The 20,806-nt window shown below is 63.3% G+C and carries 20 protein-coding genes and 1 pseudogene; 10 read left to right on the plus strand and 11 right to left on the minus strand.

What is annotated here, in order from left to right:
• The 3 genes from D6Z43_RS11550 to D6Z43_RS11560 all read left to right on the plus strand — a co-directional run bounded on the left by D6Z43_RS11550 (nt 1) and on the right by D6Z43_RS11560 (nt 3,436).
• Entirely contained in the window at nt 1–702 is a 702-nt protein-coding gene (locus tag D6Z43_RS11550) for an ABC transporter ATP-binding protein (protein WP_120652217.1), read from the plus strand.
• A 363-nt stretch (nt 703–1,065) separates the two neighbouring features.
• Entirely contained in the window at nt 1,066–1,554 is a 489-nt protein-coding gene (locus tag D6Z43_RS11555; RefSeq protein WP_120652219.1) for a phage infection protein, read from the plus strand.
• A gap of 268 nt (nt 1,555–1,822) precedes the next feature.
• On the plus strand, nt 1,823–3,436 hold the full coding sequence (locus D6Z43_RS11560) for an FMN-binding glutamate synthase family protein (RefSeq protein ID WP_120652221.1): 1,614 nt from the start codon (nt 1,823–1,825) through the stop codon (nt 3,434–3,436).
• 111 nt (nt 3,437–3,547) lie between these two features.
• Here D6Z43_RS11560 and D6Z43_RS11565 read toward each other — a convergent pair whose 3' ends face one another.
• The 6 genes from D6Z43_RS11565 to D6Z43_RS11590 form a co-directional block, all read right to left on the minus strand.
• Nucleotides 3,548–4,330: an SDR family oxidoreductase gene (locus D6Z43_RS11565; RefSeq protein WP_120652223.1), complete on the minus strand. Its 783-nt coding sequence runs from the start codon at nt 4,328–4,330 to the stop codon at nt 3,548–3,550.
• 82 nt (nt 4,331–4,412) lie between these two features.
• Nucleotides 4,413–5,468, minus strand: coding sequence for an ABC transporter ATP-binding protein (locus tag D6Z43_RS11570; RefSeq protein WP_120652225.1), 1,056 nt, complete (start codon nt 5,466–5,468; stop codon nt 4,413–4,415).
• A 13-nt stretch (nt 5,469–5,481) separates the two neighbouring features.
• Entirely contained in the window at nt 5,482–6,327 is an 846-nt protein-coding gene (locus tag D6Z43_RS11575) for an ABC transporter permease (RefSeq protein ID WP_120652227.1), read from the minus strand.
• On the minus strand, nt 6,324–7,232 hold the full coding sequence (locus tag D6Z43_RS11580) for an ABC transporter permease (protein ID WP_120652229.1): 909 nt from the start codon (nt 7,230–7,232) through the stop codon (nt 6,324–6,326). The genes D6Z43_RS11575 and D6Z43_RS11580 overlap by 4 nt, the downstream gene beginning before the upstream one ends.
• A gap of 95 nt (nt 7,233–7,327) precedes the next feature.
• Complete coding sequence (locus D6Z43_RS11585) at nt 7,328–8,431, minus strand: PotD/PotF family extracellular solute-binding protein (protein ID WP_120652230.1); 1,104 nt, start codon at nt 8,429–8,431, stop codon at nt 7,328–7,330.
• Nucleotides 8,432–8,773: 342 nt separating this feature from the next.
• Complete coding sequence (locus D6Z43_RS11590; protein WP_120652232.1) at nt 8,774–10,237, minus strand: aldehyde dehydrogenase family protein; 1,464 nt, start codon at nt 10,235–10,237, stop codon at nt 8,774–8,776.
• A gap of 186 nt (nt 10,238–10,423) precedes the next feature.
• Here D6Z43_RS11590 and D6Z43_RS11595 point away from each other — a divergent pair, with 186 nt between their 5' ends.
• The 3 genes from D6Z43_RS11595 (at nt 10,424) to D6Z43_RS11605 (ending at nt 12,419) form a co-directional block, all read left to right on the plus strand.
• Complete coding sequence (locus D6Z43_RS11595) at nt 10,424–11,311, plus strand: LysR substrate-binding domain-containing protein (RefSeq protein ID WP_120655242.1); 888 nt, start codon at nt 10,424–10,426, stop codon at nt 11,309–11,311.
• Nucleotides 11,312–11,754: 443 nt separating this feature from the next.
• Nucleotides 11,755–12,036, plus strand: coding sequence for a peptidylprolyl isomerase (locus tag D6Z43_RS11600; RefSeq protein ID WP_120652233.1), 282 nt, complete (start codon nt 11,755–11,757; stop codon nt 12,034–12,036).
• Nucleotides 12,037–12,206: 170 nt separating this feature from the next.
• Complete coding sequence (locus tag D6Z43_RS11605; protein WP_120652235.1) at nt 12,207–12,419, plus strand: DUF4287 domain-containing protein; 213 nt, start codon at nt 12,207–12,209, stop codon at nt 12,417–12,419.
• A 73-nt stretch (nt 12,420–12,492) separates the two neighbouring features.
• On the opposite strand, the gene D6Z43_RS11610 is transcribed toward D6Z43_RS11605, so the two are convergent.
• Nucleotides 12,493–12,858 (minus strand): hypothetical protein, encoded by a 366-nt coding sequence (locus tag D6Z43_RS11610; protein ID WP_120652237.1) that lies wholly within the window; start codon nt 12,856–12,858, stop codon nt 12,493–12,495.
• 558 nt (nt 12,859–13,416) lie between these two features.
• Here D6Z43_RS11610 and D6Z43_RS11615 point away from each other — a divergent pair.
• A complete protein-coding gene (locus D6Z43_RS11615) occupies nt 13,417–13,704 on the plus strand; it encodes a hypothetical protein (protein WP_120652239.1) in 288 nt (95 codons plus the stop codon).
• On the plus strand, nt 13,701–14,255 hold the full coding sequence (locus D6Z43_RS11620; protein WP_120652241.1) for a LasR-specific antiactivator QslA: 555 nt from the start codon (nt 13,701–13,703) through the stop codon (nt 14,253–14,255). Before D6Z43_RS11615 ends, D6Z43_RS11620 begins: the two co-directional genes overlap by 4 nt.
• 72 nt (nt 14,256–14,327) lie before the next feature.
• On the opposite strand, the gene D6Z43_RS11625 is transcribed toward D6Z43_RS11620, so the two are convergent.
• On the minus strand, nt 14,328–14,756 hold the full coding sequence (locus tag D6Z43_RS11625; RefSeq protein ID WP_120652243.1) for a hypothetical protein: 429 nt from the start codon (nt 14,754–14,756) through the stop codon (nt 14,328–14,330).
• 671 nt (nt 14,757–15,427) lie between these two features.
• On the opposite strand from D6Z43_RS11625, the gene D6Z43_RS11630 reads away from it, so the two are divergent.
• A complete protein-coding gene (locus tag D6Z43_RS11630) occupies nt 15,428–16,084 on the plus strand; it encodes a hypothetical protein (protein WP_120652245.1) in 657 nt (218 codons plus the stop codon).
• 137 nt (nt 16,085–16,221) lie between these two features.
• Here the strand turns inward: D6Z43_RS11630 and D6Z43_RS11635 are convergent, their stop codons facing one another.
• Nucleotides 16,222–17,112 carry a DUF2950 domain-containing protein gene (locus tag D6Z43_RS11635; protein WP_120652247.1) on the minus strand — a complete coding sequence of 297 codons (891 nt, stop codon included), beginning with the start codon at nt 17,110–17,112 and terminating at the stop codon, nt 16,222–16,224.
• A gap of 13 nt (nt 17,113–17,125) precedes the next feature.
• Nucleotides 17,126–18,634, minus strand: a complete 1,509-nt coding sequence (locus D6Z43_RS11640) for a DUF3300 domain-containing protein (RefSeq protein WP_120652249.1) — start codon at nt 18,632–18,634, stop codon at nt 17,126–17,128.
• Nucleotides 18,635–18,811: 177 nt separating this feature from the next.
• On the opposite strand from D6Z43_RS11640, the pseudogene D6Z43_RS28355 reads away from it, so the two are divergent.
• A pseudogene (locus D6Z43_RS28355) lies at nt 18,812–18,948 on the plus strand (cytochrome c); the annotation flags it as partial.
• Nucleotides 18,949–19,265: 317 nt separating this feature from the next.
• Here D6Z43_RS28355 and D6Z43_RS11650 read toward each other — a convergent pair.
• The gene (locus D6Z43_RS11650; protein WP_120652250.1) at nt 19,266–20,759 is read right to left on the minus strand and encodes a TolC family protein; all 1,494 of its coding nucleotides are present in this window, start codon (nt 20,757–20,759) and stop codon (nt 19,266–19,268) included.
• Nucleotides 20,760–20,806 lie beyond the last annotated feature (47 nt).

Genomic DNA, 20,806 nt, shown 5'->3' on the forward strand with positions numbered 1-20,806 from the left:
ATGCTTACTTTCGACAAGGTTTCCACCTTCTACGGCAAGATCCAGGCGCTGCACAGCGTCAGCATGGATGTGAAAAAGGGCGAGATCGTCACCCTGATCGGTGCCAACGGTGCCGGCAAGTCGACCCTGCTGATGACCCTGTGCGGCTCGCCGCGCGCGGCCAGCGGCAGCATTCGCTTTGAAGGCGAAGAACTCGTTGGCCAGGAATCCTGCGACATCATGCGCAAGAGCATCGCCGTCGTGCCGGAAGGTCGCCGCGTGTTCGCCCGCCTGACCGTCGAAGAAAACCTGGCCATGGGCGGCTTCTTCACCGCCAAGGGCGACTTCCAGGAGCAGATGGACAAGGTGCTGCACCTGTTCCCGCGCCTGAAAGAACGCTTCGAGCAGCGCGCCGGCACCATGTCCGGCGGCGAACAGCAGATGCTCGCCATCGGCCGCGCGCTGATGAGCAAGCCCAAGCTGCTGCTGCTCGACGAGCCTTCGCTGGGTCTGGCACCGATCATCATCCAGCAGATCTTCGACATCATCGAACAGCTGCGTAAGGACGGCGTGACCATCTTCCTGGTGGAACAGAACGCCAATCAGGCGCTCAAGCTGGCCGACCGTGGATATGTGCTGGAGAACGGCCACATCGTCATGCAGGGTAGCGGCGACGACCTGCTCAACGACCCCAAGGTCCGCGACGCCTACCTCGGCGGCTGACGACTTCGCGGTACAAGAAACGGCCCCTCGCGGGCCGTTTTCTTTTTCCGGCATTCGGGAGCATTCGCGACTGCAAGCCGTACAAACATAGGATCAGGAATCCCGAATCGTTAGGCTTCGCAGGCCCTGCACCAACCTACCCAAGCCCCCTGCTGCTGCCTAACCCCTTGTGGACGCGCCGAACAGAACCCGATTGCTTCGAGAGCGACACAAAACAACACAAGTCATTGATATTTATAAATTTAATCAACCATCAATGGCGTTAATGATCGCTATCGGGCGTGATCACTTTTTAATCACCCCCCCATCCGTAAGATTGGCTCCGTACCCAGTTTCCAGCCCCCCCTTCGAGGAGCCCAGATCATGAAAACTCAAGCCATCGCCGCACTGTTCATCGCCACCCTGAGCAGCTCTGTTTTCGCTCTGCAGTCCTCCTCCCAGGCCATCGACCCGGTTGCCGCTGAAGGCAGCTTCATGGTCCTGGACCGCGTTGCTGAAGGCGGCTCCGACCGTACCGGTGCCAACCGCATCGCCGAAGGTGGCTCCGACCGTACCGGCGCCAACCGCATCGCCGAAGGCGGCTCCGACCGCACTGGCGCCAACCGCATCGCCGAAGGCGGCTCCGACCGCACCAATTCCTTCCGCGTCGCCGAAGGTGGCTCCGACCGTACCGGTGCCAACCGCGTCGCCGAAGGTGGCTCCGACCGCACTGGTGCCAACCGCATCGCCGAAGGTGGTTCCGACCGCACTGGTGCCAACCGCGTCGCCGAAAGCGGCTCCGATCGCACCAATGCCTTCCGCGTTGCCGAAGGTGGTGCCGACCGTCTGCTGCAAGCCCAGCGCGTAAGCTGATCAAAAACTCGCTTCGAACCCTCAAAGCCCGGCAGATGCCGGGCTTTTCGTTTTTGGGAGCAAGTGAATGCAATGCGTAGGTTGGTCCGGGTCACGCTGGTCGAGCGCAGCGAGGCCCAACACAAGAAGCCAGCGGAATCCCGAATCGTTGGGCTTCGCAGGCTCAGCACCAACCTACATCGATTAAGGTCTTGTCCCTGAGCCCCGGCAAGGCAATTACCGCGCATTCGCACTACGCTGTGCCGGTACCTGCAATCAAGGAGTCCGCATGAGCCTTTCGCTGCTGAGCCGCTACGCCTTCTTCACCTTCTGCGTCCTGTTCACTCTCTTCAGCCTGCCCTTCATCGGTCACGAATGGGTATGGCCTTTCACCTTACTGGGTGCGGCACTTAGCGCGCTGGGGGTGTTCGACCTACTTCAATCGCGCCACGCCGTGCGGCGCAACTACCCGATCCTCGGCAACATCCGCTACCTGGTCGAGGGCATCCGCCCGGAGATCCGCCAGTACTTGCTGGAAGCCGACGACGACCGCCTGCCGTTCTCCCGCGCCCAGCGCTCGCTGGTCTATGCGCGCGCCAAGAACGAAGGCGGCGACAAGCCCTTCGGCACCCTGATCGACGTCTACCGCGCCGGCTACGAATTCATCGGCCACTCCATGCGCCCGGCGCCGCTCAGTGACCCGTCCAGCTTCCGTGTGGTGGTCGGCGGGCCCCAATGCACCCAGCCCTACTCGGCCTCGGTCTTCAACGTTTCGGCCATGAGCTTCGGTTCGCTCAGCGCCAACGCCATCCGCGCACTCAACCGTGGCGCCAAGCTCGGCAACTTCTATCACGACACCGGCGAAGGCAGCATCAGCCCCTACCACCGTGAGAACGGTGGCGACCTCGTCTGGGAACTGGGCAGTGGCTACTTCGGTTGCCGCACCAGCGACGGCCAGTTCGACCCGGAGCGTTTCGCAACCCAGGCGCGCAGTCCGCAGGTACGGATGATCGAAATCAAGCTCAGCCAGGGCGCCAAGCCAGGGCACGGCGGCATACTGCCCAAGCACAAGGTCACCGAGGAAATCTCCCTCACCCGGGGCGTGCCCATGGGCGAAGATTGCGTCTCCCCCTCACGCCATAGCGCCTTCTCCACCCCCATCGAAATGATGCAGTTCATCGCGAAACTGCGAGAGCTTTCGGGCGGCAAGCCAGTGGGCTTCAAGTTCTGCCTGGGGCACCCTTGGGAGTTCATGGGCATCGCCAAGGCCATGCTGGAAACCGGCATCCTCCCCGACTTCATCGTCGTCGACGGCAAGGAAGGCGGCACGGGTGCGGCGCCTCTGGAATTCACCGACCACATCGGCGTGCCCCTGCGTGAAGGGCTGTTGTTCGTGCACAACACCCTGGTGGGACTGAACCTGCGAGACAAGATCAAGCTCGGCGCCAGCGGCAAGATCATCAGCGCCTTCGACATCGCCAGCGTGCTGGCCATAGGCGCCGACTGGGCCAACTCCGCACGCGGCTTCATGTTCGCCATTGGCTGCATCCAGTCGCAGTCCTGCCACACCAATAAATGCCCCACCGGCGTCGCCACCCAGGACAAGCTGCGCCAGCGCGCCCTGGTGGTGCCAGACAAGGCACAGCGGGTGCAGATGTTCCACCGCAATACCTTGAAAGCCCTGGCCGAAATGCTCGCGGCCGCCGGCCTGGATCACCCCAACCAGTTGGAACCCCGCCACCTGGTGCGACGCGTTTCGGACAAGGAAATCCGCCTGTTCTCGCAGATTCACCTTTTCCTCAATCCAGGCGACCTGCTCAAGGAAAAGATCGAGGCGGACTTCTACGAACGCATGTGGGATATGGCGCGGGCCGACAGCTTCGAGCCGTCGTGCGCGTGGTGAGAATTGTGGGGCCGCTTCGCGGCCCTTGGCGATTGAAATCGCCCCTACAGGAATGGACGTGCCTCGTGTAGGGGCGAATTCATTAATCAAGCCGGCCGAAGGCCTACCCAATCAACCTTTCAGCACGCCGCCATCGACCGGAATCAGCGTTCCGGTCACATAGCTGGCCAAGGGACTGGCCAGGAACGCGGCCATCGCACCGAACTCCTCCGCCGCGCCATAGCGGCCCACCGGAATCGCCGCCTGCTCCTCGGCCATGAGGCTGGATACCGACGTGCCGCTGCGCTCTGCGGCGCGCAACAGCAGGGTTTCGGTGCGCTCGGTCCAGAACGAACCGGGCATCAGGGTATTCACCGTCACGCCATCGGCGGCCACTTCTGCCGATAGCGTCTTGCCCCAATTGGCCAAGGCGCTGCGTAAGGCGCTGGACAGCACCAGGCCAGGAATGGGCTCCACCACACTGGTGGACGAAATCATCAGGATGCGGCCAAACCGTCGCTGGCGCATGCCGGGGAGGAAAGCGTTCACCAGCGCCATGGTGCTCAGCAACATGGCATCCAGCTGGCGATGCCAGAGCGACGGATCGAAATCCACCGCGTTGACCGGCGGCGGCCCACCGTTGTTGGCGATCAGGATGTCCGGTGCGCCGACAGCCGCCACTATCTGTTCGATGGCCATGTCCACAGCGCCCAGGTCGTTCAGGTCAACCGCCACCGCCTGGGCTTCGCCGCCCGCCTTGCGGATACGCTCCACCGCCAGTTCCAGCTTGGACAGGTTGCGCGCCAGCAGGCAGACCCGCACGCCTTCCCTGGCCAAGGCCTCGGCCACGCCGAAGCCCAACCCGGAGCTGCCACCGCACACGAGGGCGCTGCGGTTTTCAAGTTGAAGGTCCATGGTCAGTACTCCACTTCCAGATTCACCCGCCAGTGTGCGCCTGGAAGCGGTGCAGGCCAATGCGCAGCCGAAGCCTGCTGACTCATGCCGAAAGCACCCGGCAGGCATGCTCTGGAATGGTCACCGACACCGGATTGCCAATGGCCAGGCCGATGTCCTGGCAAGGCGTGGTCAGCGCGGTGAGGGAAACGCCGGAGCACTCCACCGTGGTCTCGATGGTGGCACCGATGTCCCGTACGAAGGTCACCGTACCCGGCACGCTGTTGGCGCCGCCGGCCTGGGGTGCCGACAGCTGCAGGTCCTCCGGGCGCACCAGCAGCTTGATCGGCGCACCGGCCTGGATGCTGTTGCAGATCGGCGCCTGGATCGCTGCGCCGCCGGGTAGGCCGACTCGCCCGCTGCCCAGGGCAGTGGCCGCAAAGATGTTGCCGGTGCCGATGAAGTCGGCGACGAACTCATTGGCCGGATTGCGGTAGATCTCGATCGGCGTGCCCACCTGCTGCACCCGATGCTCGCCCAGCACCACCACTATGTCGGCCATGGTCATGGCTTCACGCTGGTCGTGGGTGACCATGATGGTGGTGATGTTCAGCCGCTGTTGCAGCTGGCGAATCTCGATCTGCATCGACTCGCGCAGCTTGGCGTCCAGCGCCGACAAGGGTTCATCCAGCAACAGCAGCTTGGGGTGCGAGGCGATGGCGCGGGCGATGGCCACGCGCTGGCGCTGCCCACCGGAAAGCCGAGACACCGGCCGGTCGACCATTTGCTGCAACTGGATCATCTGCAGCAGCTCGGCCACCCTCGCCTGCTGCTCAGCCTTGGGCACATTGCGCAGGCGCAGCGGGTAGGCAATGTTCTCGCCGACCGTCATGTGCGGGAACAACGCCAGTGACTGGAACACCATGCCGAAGTTGCGCTGGTGCGCCGGCGTGTAGCCGATGTCCTGGCCATCCAGGTGGATATGCCCGGAACTCAGGCTCTCCAGGCCGGCGATCATTCGCAGCAGGGTGGTCTTGCCGCAGCCCGAGGGGCCGAGGAAGCACACCAGCTTGCCCTCCGGCAGGTGCAGGTTGACGTCGGTCACGGCGCAAATGGAGCCGTAGCGTTTTTCGACATTTTGCAGAATCAGTCCAGACATGCTTCACCTCGACTCAGAAAGACACGCCGCCATCGCCAACCAGCTTCTCAAGCGCCCAGATCAGGGCGAAGTCGATCAGCACGATCAGCACGGCAAAGGAAAATACGGTGGGATCGAGGGACGACACGGTGCGGCTGTACATCCAGATCGGCACGGTCATCACATCGATGTTGTAGAGGAAGTAGGTAACGGTGAACTCGTTGAACGACACGATAAAGGCCAGCAGCATCCCGGCCAGGATGCCCGAGCGCATCAACGGCACCACCACATCCCGGATCGCTCGCAGCGGCGACGCGCCGAGCATCTGCGCGGCCTCCTCCACTTCGGTGCCGATGGAAACCATGGCCGCCGTGCAATTCTTCACTACGAAGGGCAGCGCGAGGATCACGTGGGCGATCACCAGCCGCGAGGTATCCATGTGGAACGGCAGGCTGTCGAACACCAGCAAAAGAGCCAGCCCCAGTACCACCATGGGGAACACCAGGGGCAGCGACATCAGCTGCAGCGCCACGGCCTTGCCACGGAACTCGCAGCGGGTCAGCGCGTAGGACGCCGGCACCGCGACCAGGGTGGCCAGCACCATGGTCAGGCAGGACACCAGCAGGCTGGTGGTCAGCGCCTGGCCCAGGCTCAGCACATCACTGGCATCAGGCGAGACGAAGGTGCGCCAGGCTGCTTCGTACCATTGCAGGCTGTAGCTCGACGGCGGGAAGTCAAGGTTCGACGCGCCGCTGAAGGACATCACGATCATGGTCAGGATCGGCAGCACCGCCAGCAGCAGGATCACGCCGGAGAGGATCATCGCGAAGCGGCCGGTTTCCCCCGGAAGCGCTGCGTGGGAACGGAACGGATTGCTCATTGCGAAGCCTCCAGCATGCGGCGGCGACGGCCAGTGACGTACTCGGAGAAGGTCATGATTGCCAAGGTGGTGACGATCAGCACCACGCCAGCGGCGGAGGCCGCGGGCCAGTTCATCAGCGGCGCGATCTGGTCATGCACCATCACCGCCAGCATCGGCACGCGCCGCCCACCGAGCAGCAGCGGCACCACGAAGCTGCTGGCGTTGTAAGCGAACACCAGCGTGGCGCCGGTGAAGATGCCCGGCAGGCTCATCGGCAATACCACCTGGCAGAACACCCGCACGCGGCTGGCGCCCAGGGTCGCGGCAGCCTCTTCGTAGGTGCGCGACACGCCGCGCATGGCGCTGGCGATCGGCAGCACCGCCAGCGGGAAAGCCGTCTGCACCAGCCCCATCAACACGCCGGTCTGGTTGTAGAGCAGCATCACCGGCCGGTCGATCAGCCCCAGCCCCATCAGGGCCTGGTTGAGCATGCCAGCCGGACCGAGGATCACCAGCCAGCCGTAGCTTTGCAGCAGCAGGTTCACCAGCAACGGCAGGAGCACCGCGGCCAGGAACACCCGGCGCAGGAAAGGCGACTGCAAACGCGACATGCAATAGCCCACCGGAATCGCCAGGGCCACCGCGATCAGCGCGCTGAACAGCGCCAGGCGCAGGGTCAGCAACAGGGACTTCAGATAGTAGGGCTCAGCCAGTTGGGCATAGCTGGCCAGGCTGAACCCGCTCCACTCGGCCCCCTTATCCCCGATGCTCATGCGCAGCACCAGCAAGCTGGCGGCCACCAGCACGGCCAGAAAGAGCATTGAAGGGGTAAGGAAGAGCCAGGCCCGAACAGTAGGGGAAACCGCCTTCGCCGGACGCAGCGGTGCCGCGCCGACCGGTTCGGTCAGATCAATGTGTTCCATTTCGCTCGTCTCGTCAGAACAGGGAAACCACGCGCCCGGGCAGGCGGCCGAAGGCCAGCCGCCCGGCGCGACTCACGGCAGGCGCCGTGGCTGCATCAGGAAGAGAAGATTTCCGTGTAGCGGCGAATCCACTGGTCGTGGACTGTGGCGAGGAAGGCGTTGTCGTGCATGATCGCCTTCTCTGCGATCTGCTCCGGCGTAAGGATGAAGGGGCTCTTGCGCGCCTCGGCGGAGATGATCGCCTTGGAGTTGACCGGACCATTGAAGATGTCTTCGGCCATCTTGCCCTGCACCAGCGGGTCCAGCGAATGGTCGAGGAAAGCGTAAGCCAGGTCGGTATCACCCGGACGGTGCTTGGGCATGACCGAGAGCATCAGGTCGGTGTAGAAGCCTTCCTTCATGCCGAAGGTGGCGCCCAGGCTGTAGGCGGGATCGCGGATCTGCTTGGGGAAGAAGGCCGGGGCGTAGAGGCCGCCCATGTCAAGGGAGTTGGTGCGGAACAGCTCGGCGATCTGGTTGGGGTTCTCCCCCAGGGTCATCACGCGGTCCTTCAGCTCTTCCAGCTTCTTGAAGCCCGGTTCGATGTTATGCACATCACCACCGGCCAGCTTGGCCGCGATGATGATCAGGTCCATGGCCTCGGTCCAGTTCGGCGGCGGCAGGAACAGACGGCCTTCGTAGGTCGGGTCCCAGAGCGCGGCGTAGCTGTCCGGCACGTCCTTCACGGTGCGCGTGTTGTACACCAGGCTGTTGCACCACAGCAGGTAACCGATGCCGTGGCCGTTGGCGCCAGTCTGGTACTGGGCGGGCACATCCTTGAGGTTGGGAATGCGGTTGAGGTCAGGCTTCTCCAGCAGCCCGGCACTGGCCAGGCCTTCGGCACCTACCCCGGCGAGGGTGATGATGTCGTACTGCGGGCGATCACCACCGGCCTTCAGCTTGGCGACCATTTCCGAGGTGCTGCCGGTGCGGTCGGCGATCACCTTGGCGCCGGTCTTGGCCTCGAAGGTGGCCGCGATATTGCGCAATGCCGCAAGCCCGGTGTCGTCCGACCAGGTCAGCAGTCGCAGGGTCTTGCCCTGGAAGCGGGTATCGCTGGCGCTGGCCCGGATGAAGGGCATCGAAAGGGTGGCGGCGGCCACCGAAGCGACACCCACCGTCTTGATGAAATTTCTTCTGCTCAGATCATGCTCGCCCATTGAGGACTCCTCTTGTTCTTGTATGGAGCTGCGGCAGCGAAGTGCCCGGCGCGGTCATCCTGCGGCGCACCGCATAGCGCAACAATCGAAAATTCGTCATCGGAGCCATGTCTTCCATGCATGGCTGGAGAGCAGACATGACAAAGCCGCCCGAGGGCGGCCTTGTTGGGTTTCATGCGGGTCGTTTTGGGGGCGAATTCATTCGCGATGGGGTTCGCAGCGGCCTCTCAACCCACTGTGGGGCAGTGCCTTCGGCCTGCTCGGCGATTGAAATCGCCCCTACAGGGGAAGGCACAGCGAATTCATTCGCGATCGAAATCGTTCCCGCAACGAAGGCAGGTGTCAGACCGCCCGCACCACGTGCTTGATTTCCTGGAAGGCGGAGAGCCCCCACGGGCCGAGCTCGCGGCCGATGCTGCTCTGCTTGTAACCACCCCATGCGGTCTGCGGGAAGATCACCTGCGGCGAGTTGATCCACACCATGCCGGCCTGCAGGGCATTGGCCACGCGCTCGGCGGCATCAAGGTCGCGGCTCACCACGCTGGCCACCAGGCCGAACTCGCTATCGTTGGCCAGTTCGATAGCCTCCTCCTCGGTGGCGAAGCTGCGTACGCAGAGCACCGGGCCGAAGATTTCCTCGTTCCACAGGGCGCTGTCTCGAGGTACATCGGCAAACACGGTAGGCCGCAGGAAGTAACCGCGCGCAAGCTCCGCCGGACGCTCGCCACCGCACACCAGGCGCGCACCGGACGCGATGCCGCGCTCGATATGGCCACGCACGCGCTGGTATTGCGCCTGGTTCACCAGAGCACCCATCTCCACATCCTCACTGAAGGGGTCACCCACCTTGGTGGCCTCGGCGCGAGCCTGCACCTGCGCCAGGAAATCCGCCATCAGGGGAGCGGCGACCAGCACGCGGCTGGTAGCCGAGCACATCTGGCCCGCGTTGAAGAAGGCACCGCCACACGCCAATTCCACGGCCAGCTCCAGGTCGGCGTCCTGCAACACCAGCAGCGACGACTTGCCGCCCAGTTCCAGGCTGACGCCCTTCACGGTTTCCGCCGCACGCTGCATCACTTGCACACCCACGGCATTGCTTCCGGTGAAGGACACCTTGGCCACCTTCGGATGGGACGACAGCGGCGCGCCAACCGCCAGGCCAGTGCCGCACACAATGTTGAGCACGCCAGCCGGCAGGCCGGCTTCGTGGATGATGCGCGCCAGTTCCAGTTCCGGCAGCGGCGTCACTTCAGAGGGCTTGAGCACCACGGTGCAACCGGCGGCCAGGGCCGGGGCGAGTTTCCAGGCGGTGGTCACCATGGGGAAGTTCCACGGCACGATCAGGCCCACCACGCCATAGGGTTCGCGGCGCAGTCGTGCGGCGAAGTCTTCGGTGGGCAGCTCAACCGGGCGGTCCTGCTGGGCATCAAGACCCTCCGCGAGGCCGGCGTAGTACTCGAAAGTGCCGATCACGTCATCAACATCGATGGCAGCTTCGAAAAGCGGTTTGCCGTTGTTGGCGGACTGCAGCTGAATCAGGGTTTCGCGGCGTTGCCGCACGCCCTCGGCAATACGGCGCAGCACAGCACCGCGCTCGGCACCGCTGCTGCGGGCCCAGGCTGGGAAGGCTTTGCTGGCGGCCTGTACAGCCAGCTCGACACTGGTGGCATCACCGCTGCCGATAGTCGCCAGTGGAGCTTCGGTGGCCGGGTTTATCACCGCCAGTTCGGCGCCACCGGTCAGCCACTGACCATCGATGTAAACGCCTGCGAGGGTTTCGGTGTAGGTCGGGAGAGTGTTCTGCATTGCGTAATTCCGTCGATTCTGGCCGCCGAACCTGCAATCGGCGCGGGTGACAGTGAGCGCCTTGCCGCTGAATGCGCGGCAGCAAGAGCTGGGGCAGGTAGGATGCGTAATTGGACCCGTCGGGCGGCGGCCATGACAAGGCAAAATTCGTCATACTTGCCATGTCCTCACGTCATGGCTGCCCTGATGAAACGCCTCCCACCCCTGCCTGCGCTGCACACCTTCCTGGTCACTGCCCAATGCTGCAACTTCACCCGTGCAGCCGAACTGCTGCACCTCACGCAGGGCGCCGTGAGTCGGCAGATTTCCGGGCTGGAAAGCCATCTGGGTTACCCACTGTTCCAACGCCAGGCGCGCGGGCTCAGCCTCACCACCCAGGGGCGAGAGCTATTGCCGCGCATTCAGCAGGTCTTCATCCTGATCGACGAGGCCGTCGAACAAGTCGGCGCAAAGCGCGAAGCCCTGCAACTCAAGGCCCCCACCTGCGTAATGCGCTGGCTCCTGCCGCGCCTTATGCGCTGGCAGGCAGAGCGCCCGGACGTGCCGGTGGAGCTGACCACCACCGTGCAATATGGCGTGGATTTTCGCCGGGAAGAATTCGACGCCGCGGTGATCTACGGCACCCAGCCCGGCAGCGCCCAGGTCGCCCACCACCTGTTCGATGAACAGCTCACGCCCGTGTGCTCCCAGCAGTTGATGGATGGCCCCATACCACTGGCCAGCACCGCCGACCTGGTGCTGCACACCCTGCTTCACCCCACCCGTGACGACCAGGACTGGAAAACCTGGCTTCTGGCCGCCGGAGCCACCCTCGACAAACTTGGGAGCGGGCACCACTTCGACACCCTAGACCTGGCCCTGTCCGTCGCCACCCAAGGCAATGGCGTAGCCCTGGGCGACTGGGCGCTGATCGGTGAAGACCTCGCTACCGGCCGTCTGGTGGCGCCCTTCGACCTCAAGGTCCCCACCGGCGGCGCCTACTTCATGGTCTACCCCGAGCGCCCGGCGCCCAGCCCGCAGCTGCTCGAACTGGTGGACTGGCTGGTCGCCGAGGCTCAAGCCGGGCAAACATAACAAGGCATGCCAAAGCCGCCGCACCGTAAAAGAGCACATGCCGAGCACCAACGCCCGAACCCATTGGGCGCGTTGACATGAAGCGCCATATCGCTTGCCCGCCCGGCGCAGCACCGGGTGTCCGCCCACTCCAGCCACCCGCCAGCCTTACAGGTTTGCTCTTTCCACTAACAATGGGAGGGTTGACCCATAGCTACATTCCCCGGCCCCCCGGGAGACGACTTCGCCTTCGCCTGACCGGGGTCCGGCCAACTCCCCCTGCGATTTCCCCTCTCCCTCCGTGAGAGGGGCCGGGGGTGGGGGAAGCAACCTGTGGGGGCGAATTCATTCGCCAATCGATCCGCAGGATCGACCTATCCACTCCCCACCCCCGACCAAGCACCTTGAATCAGCCGCCAATTCCGCTAGGCTCTGCCCCCTCAATGTTATGAGGAGTACCCACCATGGCACGCGCCACCGCCCGCCACATCCTGGTTTCCACCGAAGCCAAGTGCAATGAACTCAAAGCTGCTATCGAAGGCGGCGCCGATTTCGCTGAAATCGCCAAACAACACTCCACCTGCCCCTCCAGCCGCGATGGCGGCAACCTCGGCTCCTTCGGCCGTGGCCAGATGGTCAAGGAATTCGACACCGTCGTATTCAGCGCCCCGCTGAACGTCGTGCAAGGCCCGGTGAAAACCCAGTTCGGTTATCACCTGCTGGAAGTCACCAGCCGCCAGGACTGATGGTTCCAAGGCGCCGCCGTTCGGTGGCGCCCACTCTCTCCGCTCTCCCCCGCCCCCCCGCATCGTTCTCCTCCTGCCTCGATCAGCAAGTGGCCCGGTCATGTTTCCAGCGGCACGTTCAGTCCTGAACTAACGTAGTTACGCCCGAAAACATTCAAAGGAGTTTCACCATGTCGGAAGACACCAAGGTAAAAGGACCGGCCTCGTACTTCCCCTCCATCGAAAAGAAATACGGACAGCCGATTGCCCACTGGCTGAATCTGCTGGAAACGGTGAACGGAAAGAAGCACATGGAGATGGTGGCCTGGCTCAAGGCTGAACATGGCATGGGCCACGGGCATGCCAATGCGCTGGTTGCGCATTACCTGGCTGCCGCGAAGTAACTTCAGCGAACGAAATTTCTGCGCTTTACGACTTGCTGGCCAGCGGGTGCCGACCAGCAGTTCAGGTATGAGCTCAATACCCCCCGATGTCCGACCCGATGAATATCCCCAGCCTCGGGTCGTAATACTGAATCACGATCCGTGGGCTGCCGTAGTGTTGGTAGTAATAGGGCCGTTCGCCCAGGTAGTAGCCACCGTAGTAGCGGGGGGCGTAGATAACGCGCGGGCCGTGGTTGTGGTAGGCGCGGTGACGGTAGAAGTGTTTGTGGCCATAGCCGTGGCGGTTGCCCTTGAAGTGCTTGCCACCGCCGTGGCCGCCACCATTCCAGGCAAGCAGGGTTTCGCCAGAACTGCTGGGGGTTGGCCAGGGTTGCTGACCGAGGGCCAGCCCGCTGGCAGCGCAAGCCAGGAAGAAGATGAACGGTTTGAGGATACGCATGGCGAGCCCTCCTGCATGGTCCCCCCACGTTTCACCCCCGCACTCCCAGTATAGTTTTTGACCAGTTTCAATCCGGGCCGGACACTACCTTGCGTCGGCGGACCTGACCCCGGCGACGTACGGTGAAGGCCATTTCCTACAGCCTTTCCTGTGCGCCTAGCCCGCCGTCCTACAGAGAAATTTCCCACAGACATTTAGCCTTGAGCGCCTACAAACGCGCCGCTTAGAGTCCCGCCTCGTCACGGTCAATCCCGTGACCTGGGCGTAGGAACCCGGAACTCAATCAAGACACGGTCGCGACATGGCTGCTGGAACAGGCGTTGAAGCTGTCCAGTACACCTATGGCGGGCCGTGCGAGGAGGCCTCCTGGCCTATCCGGTTCTTGGTTGCCGGTATTCCTACCCTTGCACGGCCCCGCCACCCAACCCGTAGGAAGGTTGCAGGCAGGTAACGACGGCCCAACCAAGGTGCTTGCCATGGATAGCAGATACCCACCTTTTACCCACGCGCACCTCCGCGCCACCTCCCGAATTACCACCTCCGCCCTGGAGGTGCGCCATGCCTGACTTCAAGGCCTTTGCTCCTCCCTCCCAGCCCTATTCCGACGTGATGTTCTTCAACGCCGGCGCCAGTCCTGCCCACCTGTTCGAAACCGCCCACCAGCGCATGTCCGCAGCGCTGGATCTGTTGCAACTGGTGGAGCAAGCGGAGAACGGCGATTTCGTGCAGCGTGAGGCCGCGCGGTTGTCCTTTGCGGTGGGTTTGTTGCTGGGAGATGCGCGGTCGCTCTACGAGGCTGCGCATGAGCGGGTAATCAAACCGGGCGACAGGGAGGCGGCGACGTGAGCCGTACCGCCTATTTTCCGCTGCTTTCCGACTTCAGCGAGCAGGTGCAGGAGGTGAACGCATGTTCGCCTCCGGGGGACTTTCGAGAGTTGGGCTGCTATCGATTGGTGCAAGCCAGCGCAGCCGTCGACAGCCTGCTCGCGGCGCTCACGCCCGAGAACCGGGCCGATGGAGAGCCCTACCTGCGGTACCTGCAACACCTGCTGCTGGATGCCTACCAGATGATCGAGCTGTCGGCGCAGGTTGCCGAGGAGGACCAGGCATTGCTGGAGGCCCTGCAACGGCCCATCAGTCGTCGTATTCCATCGACTGAGCATTGCCGGGAACTGCCTCTGGTTGGCTGGCGCTGGAAGCATCGGCAGACAGTGTTGGCTGGGATGGCAACAGCCGAAGCCTGTCTTGCGCAGGGCGCGAACGCGACGCCTTGGGCGGCATTGGCGGAAGGACGCAGCCAGTGGCGCGGCGAGCGGGCCAGGGCGGCATTCGAGTTGGGTTTCATGATGCGGATGTATCAGCGGGTCATGGCGTCGAACGCCAACCATCGTGAATGAAACGCAGCACTTGGACGCCACCAGTTGTGAGGCGGGCGGAAAAGTGAGGGGTTTACCGGATTCGGCTTGCACCTACAGCCGAGGCCAGGCCTGAAGGGTCCCGGTCAGGTACAGCCCGCCGAGCATCAGGCAAGTCGCCGAACTGACGATCCAGAAACGGGCACCGTTGTAGCCGGGTCTGAACCGGGCAATGGCCAGGCCTGCCACCCCGCGCAACAGCAGGACGACAGTGATCGCGAACAATACGAAGCGGGGAGCCGGCAGGGCGGGGAGCATGCCTGCGCCGGCCAGTGCGTACAGCGCCCAGATCACAAGCACGAGGGTGATCGCGCCGGTGATCAGGGTCGGCTGCCACCGGCCCTCGCGCGACAGGCGGACCATCCTTTCACCGGCCCCCATGGCGTCGTACCAGGCTGAACCGAAAACGATGCAGCCGAAATGCAGGGCGGCGGCGAGCAAGGTGCCCGCAGCAGCCAACAGCAACCATCCGTTGTCTTCCATATTGAGCCTCCGGAATCGAAGCCTGATGTTGGCGGTGCACCAAGATGGGCGCAATGCGGCGGGAGACCGCAGAAATGCAAGGCTAGCTGCTTGGGCGTTGGGGATATGCAGCCTACGGGATTAAGCGCTCCTCCTATCCACCATTCGGTGTCGACACGAAGCTCAATTTTCCGAGCGACGAATTGGCGGGTATCGCGTCGCGCCACCACATCCTGTCGGCGCTGATAAGCGGCAAATCAGCCACCAGATGACTAGTTTGCCATCCATCCACATTGGAAATTTCGCCGGTGTCCAGAGGGGTTTCGGGTGCATCGGAAAACACCGGTTTAGAGGCGATCCCTCACTTTTCGTAGGGCTGTTATAACCGTCGCCCGCGCTGCCGCCGGTCGGGGTTTTGATCGTTTTTTGAACAAAAACCGGATGTTGCGATTATTATGCCCCGGCGATCAGGACACGACTTGCCATCAACACCACTGATGGCGCGCCTGACTTCTACATAAATTCGGAACGACTCCACAGTGCATGAGAGTTCATGTACGGGGGATTTTTCGTCCCTGAAAAAGGCCAATGGTAGGCCCTCGTTCGCGGTTAACGGCGAACACTCGAATCCATAATTCCAATGCCGCTGTTGCATCAGTACAGCCGCTCAAATCGTTAGAAAGAGGTAAACCATGGAGCTTTTTCATCTTGTTGCTTCCCTGTTCCAACAGCCGGCAACCATGGAGCTGACTCGCATGGGCGTGGTCTACGCCCACCTCATCGCTTGCTGCGTGGCCATCGGCATGGTGCTGACCAGCGATATCGCCATGATCAAGCAACTGTTCCAGGGCCGTGACTCAACTGCTGCCGACAAAGAACATTTGCATGCGCTGAAGAAGACCGTGCTGCTCGCACTGGCGGCGCTCTGGGTCACCGGTATCGGCATCCTGGCGCTGGATTACTCGCAGAAGGGCGCGATGTACTTCCTCAACCCGAAACTGCAGGCCAAGATCCTGGTCGTCGCGCTGCTGACCCTCAACGGCTGGGTACTGCACAGCGTGGTGATGCCTGCGATGGACAAGGCCGGCAGCCTGCTCAAGCTCGACATCAATGCCCGTAGCCTCGCGCTGTTCTCGGGTGTCGTTTCCGGGGTGTCCTGGTTCTATGGCGCGATGCTGGGTATCGCCCGTCCGCTGAGCTGGAAATACTCCCTGACCGAAATCATGGTCGCCTACCCGGTACTCATCTGCCTCGGCTTCGTCGCGATGAGCCTGCTGGTGAAGTGGGCCGCCAACCGGACCGCCACTCGCGCTCCGGCTGGAATGACCCCCGCGCTCGCTACCTGCTGAGCGTGGGCGGGCAAGGACGCCCGACCTTATTGAAAAAGCCGCAGGGGCCAATCAGGCCCCTGCGGCTTTTTTCTTTTCTTGCCTGAATCCTGGCGACTGAAAATGGCCTCACTTCCAAGCCGATTCGGCCGATGTCTTCAAGGCGTATCGTCGGTCTTGACTTCATCCCAGCTGCTGTCCGGGTCGAAGGTCTTCATGGCTTTGGCAAGTTTTTCGCTCTCGGGGCCCAGGTCCTTCTGAAACACCTGGCCTTCGTGACTGATCATGAAGCTCATCACGCCGCTGTCGCCGTACTGGGCCGGCCAGGCGACCAGGGCGAAGCCGCGGCTCATGGCTTTGCCGAGCATGTAGCCGTAGGCGCCGCCAGGTGCCGAGGGCCCTTGCGCAGTGAGGATGCGGAAGTGATAACCGTGCCAGTCATCTCCTTTGGTCTGGCCGCCGAACAGTGGTCCAAGTGGGCTCTCATCGGTGCCGTCTTCGTCGGCCCAGTAAAGGCCGTCGTGCTTGCCGTCGCTGCTGATGAACCGCTGCGCGTACTCGAGCACACCGTCGCCATTGCGATCGACTTCGGCATAGTCCATCTGCGCGTCGTGGTAAGCCTCCGCAGCCTCTATGGCCGACAGCTCGTTGCGACCGATGCGGCGCAGGCGGATTTCCTCACCGCCAGCCTTGGCGTCGAACCTCCAGCCTTCCTTGCCCTGGACAATGGGAATGGGCAGGGTCCAGGGATCGTTGCCGACCACCAGATGCGCGCGCCCCTTGGTGGCGGTGTCGATACTGTGCTTTTCGCGGTAGTGGCGGAGGAAAGCATCAACATCCTTGCGTTCGATGCCTTTGGTGGGGATGTATTCCTGCCAGTTGGCGCCCAGCAACGCGGCCAGGCGGTTTGCGTCGGCCTTCTCGGTGCCAAGGGCAGCGACGAAGGATTCGGCCGCTGCGTCCGGGGTCTTGAAGTACTCGTTGGCGCTGACGCCGAAGGTGCAGGCGACCAGCGACAGCATTGCAAAGATGCGGATTGCACGAATCATGTGCTGTCTCCTTTCAGCGCCGACGGCCACCACCGCCACGGGACGGTGCGTGGGCTGGACGTTGTACCTGGCGGCCTGCGGCCGACTGGTGCGGACGCGAAGCGGAAGCCCGGCTGACCTGCCCCCGGTTTGCCGCTGCGCGCGTCTGCGACGGCTGTCGCGCTCCTGCAAAAGCGTTATTGCGCGGTCCTTGCCGGGCAGAGGCATGTTGCTGCCGTGCCTGCTGCCGCACTTGCTGGTTGTTCTGCGCACGCGGGCGCTGCTGCTGCCGATTTGCATCGGCGCGCTGACGCTGCTGCACGGCACCTTCTGCGCGCTGGCGAGCCTGCGGATCGTTGCGTATGTCACGGGTAGCAGCCTGGGCGCGTTCGCGAGCCTGCTGGTTGGTACGGGCCGGAGCCTCGATGCCGCGTTGCTGAAGGCTCTGGCGGGCTTTCTGGCGTTCGGCGGTGCGGTTGGCGTCATAACCACGCAAGGCCTCGCGCTGCTGACTGCCATTCAGGCGCAGGCCGTTCTGTTGTCGATTGATGTTGTCGCGATAAGGCACGCCCTGACGGTTGATGGGGTTGTGGACGAACTTGTTCTGGTTACGGTTGATCTGCCGATTGGAGTTGATGTTGTTGTAGCGGTTGACGTCGATGTCGACATCGCCGCCCCCCCAGTCACAGTCGCCCCAGAGTGAGTTGACAATGCCGACGCCGACGCCGAAGGCCAGGCCAGTCGCCAGGCCGGTGGCGATTGGATAGCCGTAACTGGGCGGCGGCGGATAGTAGGGAGGTGGATAGGACGGATAGGACCAGGTGCCATAGACCACAGTGGGGTTGTAGCTGGGAACGTAGACCACCTGCGGATTGCTGGGCTCGATGACGATTGTCTGGTTGCTCGAGGCAGGCTGCACCACGGTGGTGGTGGAGGTGCTCGGCGCTGGCGCCTCCTGGACGGTGACCTTCTGCTGCTCGTTGGACTCCAGGTTGCCGGCAGCCTGGGCCTGGCGACGCAGGCGCTGGACGGAATCCATCACGTCGTTGGGTTGGGCGAGGAAGGCATCCCCCACCCGTTGCACCCAGGCAGGGTCCTGGCCGAGGGTGGCAAGCACCTGAGGAAAGGCCACGAGTGACTGGACGCTAGGGTCCCATGGCTGGTTGGCCACCTGTTTCACGGCGTCATCACCCTTCGCGTCCGGGTGCGCCTTGGACCAGGCGACCGCATCGGCCACATTGCCCGGATAGGTGGCAGCCATCAGCACCTGAGCCAGCAACGAATCCGGGTAGAGGGCGATCGGCGCCATCATCTGGTCAAGCTCTTCGGTCTTGAACACCGCCTGGGGCGCGGCTGGTTGGGCGGCCGGTGCGGCAGCTTGGGCAGGTGCGGCTTCGGGCGTGGATTCGGGCGCGGCGGAAACACCCGCGCTTGGGCCATCGCCATCTTCAGCGGCGGAGATGCCGGCGTCCGTGGCGGCGAAGGCTGGGGGGAAAGCCAGCAGGGCCAGCAGAACGGCACTGAAACGGGTGCGGTTGGGCATGTTGCGTCTCCCGCAAACGGAGTGGTTGTCCTTGAACCCGGCAAAGGCATGCGCCCTACCGCTGCCGTTTGGGAACGATAGACCAGCCACGGTCGGCAGGCCGGAGAAGCTGACAGAAATGTAATCACCCGCCGTTTTCCGATGTGGCAATACGGCGTGCCGGGTTTCAGTTTCGCCGGCATCGCGCCGGACGGCATGCCCCGTGGGGCAAGAGCATGGGCGACGAGCACATCTGGGGGATGGTGGCCTTCCTCCAGCCATTGCCGCAGCTCGATGCCGACAGCTATCGCCAATTGGTAGCCAGCAGCGACGGGCGGTGGAAGTGGCTAAAGACGAAGGGCATGGGCATGCAGAGGGACATACCCATTAGTGGTAGCGGCACCCCGGGTTCGCGAACAAGTTCGCTCCTACGGGGCAGGACTGCGCCTGCGGTGAGTCCAGAGTCATCCCTCTCCAATTCAGGGGTGAAGAGGCATGCTTGCTTAAGCACCGCGTCCGTTGCCGATGAACGCCTGAACGCGACGCGACGCGACGCGAACAGGCTGGGGCGCAGGGCGGGTGCCGGGGGTGAGGGAAGTTACCGGCCTGCTTGGTGCCGACGCTTTTCGCGAATGAACTCGCGCCCACCCTCTTACTTCACGCCGATATTCCCGCTCTCCCATCGCGATTCGCCGGTCTCCAGCGCGTTGGCGATGGTGGCGAGCTTGTCGTCCGGCAGGGATTCGGGCAGCGGGTCGACGCCTGCGCTGACGAACAGCTGCGCATAGGCGTTGCGCAGTTCGGCATAGGACAGGTCGCGATTGAGCTGAGCCTGAAGGGTGTTCAGTTCTCCCTGAATCAGGTCCAGCTCGCCGATGCTCTGGGTCTTGTAGCGATTGCGCAGCTGTTCGGCGATCTGCCCGTCCAGCCTGGCCAGTTCTTCGCTGGTCTGGAACTGTCGCTGGGCCTCGTGGAAGTTGGCGTTGGCCACATAAAGCTGCGCCAGCACCGCCATGGACATCGCCTGGCGTCGGGCGGCTGCGACGGACTCGCCTGCCTTGGCAACGTCGATAGCGGCCGGGCCGGAGAGGACGTTGAACAGGTTCCAGGTGACCTTCACGCCGTAGTCGGCCCAGCTCTGGTTCACCAGGAAGGAGTTGCTGTCGTAATGGCCGCCAGCGGAGAACTCCAGGCCCGGCAGCAGACGCAACATGGCCTTGCGGGTTTCGGCAGCGCTGATGCGCGCCTGGTAGTCCTGCTCGCGCAGTTCCGGGCGGCTGGCCAGGGCTTCTTCTTCCAGGCGGTTCATATCCACCTTGAGCTCCGGCACCTGATAGTCGTCAGTGGCGGCCAGAGTGAAGTCGGTGTTCAGCGGCAGGTTGATCAGCGCGGCCAGCTCGGTCTTGGCCAGAGACAGCGCGCGGCGCTGCTCTTCCAGCTGTCGGGTGGCTTCGATCAGTGCCCGCTGGTAGCTCATGGCCTGCACCGGGTCGCCGATGCGCTCCGAGCTCATGCGTTGGCTGCTGGCGCGAGCCTCATCGACGCGTGCCATCAGGCTGTCGATCTGTTTCAGCAGGCGGTCGGCCGCCACGGCGCGCCAATAGGCCGAACGCACGTCCTGGATGATGGTGTGGACCACCTTGCGGCGGCGCTCCTGGACGATCAGGCGCTGGTCGGCCTGCTGCTTGGCGCTGACGTAGCTGACGCCGAAGTCGAGCACGTTCCACACCATGGTCAGGTCGGCCACGCCACGGTCGCGGTCCTGGGAGGTGGACGGTTCCAATGACTGGGTGTTGGTCAGCACACTCTGGCTGCTGGAGGCGCTGACGTTGCTGCGCCCAGCGTAGCCGGCTTCCATGGCCATGCGCGGCAGCATGTCGAAGCTGGCCAGATCCACCTGGCGCTTGGCCAGGGCTTCTTCCATCACCTTGAGGCGTGCCTCCAGGTTGTACTTCACCGCGCGGGCCATGGCCTCGTGCAGGGTCAGGGGTCCGCTGAGGGGTTCCTGGTCCTTGAACATGGTCGCCAGGTCCTGGCGCGCACGCTGCTCGCTGACGCTACGGTCGATGGGCTGGCTGGTCACGGCACAACCGGTGACCGCCAGCGCCAGCACACTTACGCTGAAAAACTTCGCTGCTTTGCTCATCCTTGGGCCGCCCCCTAGACACGGCACTTACAGATTTCTAATTCGTT

It is taken from the genome of Pseudomonas sp. DY-1, assembly GCF_003626975.1.
GTDB lineage: Bacteria > Pseudomonadota > Gammaproteobacteria > Pseudomonadales > Pseudomonadaceae > Metapseudomonas.

What these genes read in the sequence shown, in the direction of transcription:
- D6Z43_RS11615 (WP_120652239.1), top strand. Translation starts at nt 13,417, where the DNA reads ATGCCTGACTTCAAGGCCTTTGCTCCTCCCTCCCAGCCCTATTCCGAC.
- D6Z43_RS11600 (WP_120652233.1), top strand. Translation starts at nt 11,755, where the DNA reads ATGGCACGCGCCACCGCCCGCCACATCCTGGTTTCCACCGAAGCCAAG.
- D6Z43_RS11650 (WP_120652250.1), bottom strand. Translation starts at nt 20,759, where the DNA reads ATGAGCAAAGCAGCGAAGTTTTTCAGCGTAAGTGTGCTGGCGCTGGCG.
- D6Z43_RS11565 (WP_120652223.1), bottom strand. Translation starts at nt 4,330, where the DNA reads ATGGACCTTCAACTTGAAAACCGCAGCGCCCTCGTGTGCGGTGGCAGC.
- D6Z43_RS11580 (WP_120652229.1), bottom strand. Translation starts at nt 7,232, where the DNA reads ATGGAACACATTGATCTGACCGAACCGGTCGGCGCGGCACCGCTGCGT.
- D6Z43_RS11630 (WP_120652245.1), top strand. Translation starts at nt 15,428, where the DNA reads ATGGAGCTTTTTCATCTTGTTGCTTCCCTGTTCCAACAGCCGGCAACC.
- D6Z43_RS11560 (WP_120652221.1), top strand. Translation starts at nt 1,823, where the DNA reads ATGAGCCTTTCGCTGCTGAGCCGCTACGCCTTCTTCACCTTCTGCGTC.
- D6Z43_RS11555 (WP_120652219.1), top strand. Translation starts at nt 1,066, where the DNA reads ATGAAAACTCAAGCCATCGCCGCACTGTTCATCGCCACCCTGAGCAGC.
- D6Z43_RS11610 (WP_120652237.1), bottom strand. Translation starts at nt 12,858, where the DNA reads ATGCGTATCCTCAAACCGTTCATCTTCTTCCTGGCTTGCGCTGCCAGC.
- D6Z43_RS11595 (WP_120655242.1), top strand. Translation starts at nt 10,424, where the DNA reads ATGAAACGCCTCCCACCCCTGCCTGCGCTGCACACCTTCCTGGTCACT.
- D6Z43_RS11575 (WP_120652227.1), bottom strand. Translation starts at nt 6,327, where the DNA reads ATGAGCAATCCGTTCCGTTCCCACGCAGCGCTTCCGGGGGAAACCGGC.
- D6Z43_RS11605 (WP_120652235.1), top strand. Translation starts at nt 12,207, where the DNA reads ATGTCGGAAGACACCAAGGTAAAAGGACCGGCCTCGTACTTCCCCTCC.
- D6Z43_RS11585 (WP_120652230.1), bottom strand. Translation starts at nt 8,431, where the DNA reads ATGGGCGAGCATGATCTGAGCAGAAGAAATTTCATCAAGACGGTGGGT.
- D6Z43_RS11625 (WP_120652243.1), bottom strand. Translation starts at nt 14,756, where the DNA reads ATGGAAGACAACGGATGGTTGCTGTTGGCTGCTGCGGGCACCTTGCTC.
- D6Z43_RS11570 (WP_120652225.1), bottom strand. Translation starts at nt 5,468, where the DNA reads ATGTCTGGACTGATTCTGCAAAATGTCGAAAAACGCTACGGCTCCATT.
- D6Z43_RS11640 (WP_120652249.1), bottom strand. Translation starts at nt 18,634, where the DNA reads ATGCCCAACCGCACCCGTTTCAGTGCCGTTCTGCTGGCCCTGCTGGCT.
- D6Z43_RS11635 (WP_120652247.1), bottom strand. Translation starts at nt 17,112, where the DNA reads ATGATTCGTGCAATCCGCATCTTTGCAATGCTGTCGCTGGTCGCCTGC.
- D6Z43_RS11590 (WP_120652232.1), bottom strand. Translation starts at nt 10,237, where the DNA reads ATGCAGAACACTCTCCCGACCTACACCGAAACCCTCGCAGGCGTTTAC.
- D6Z43_RS11550 (WP_120652217.1), top strand. Translation starts at nt 1, where the DNA reads ATGCTTACTTTCGACAAGGTTTCCACCTTCTACGGCAAGATCCAGGCG.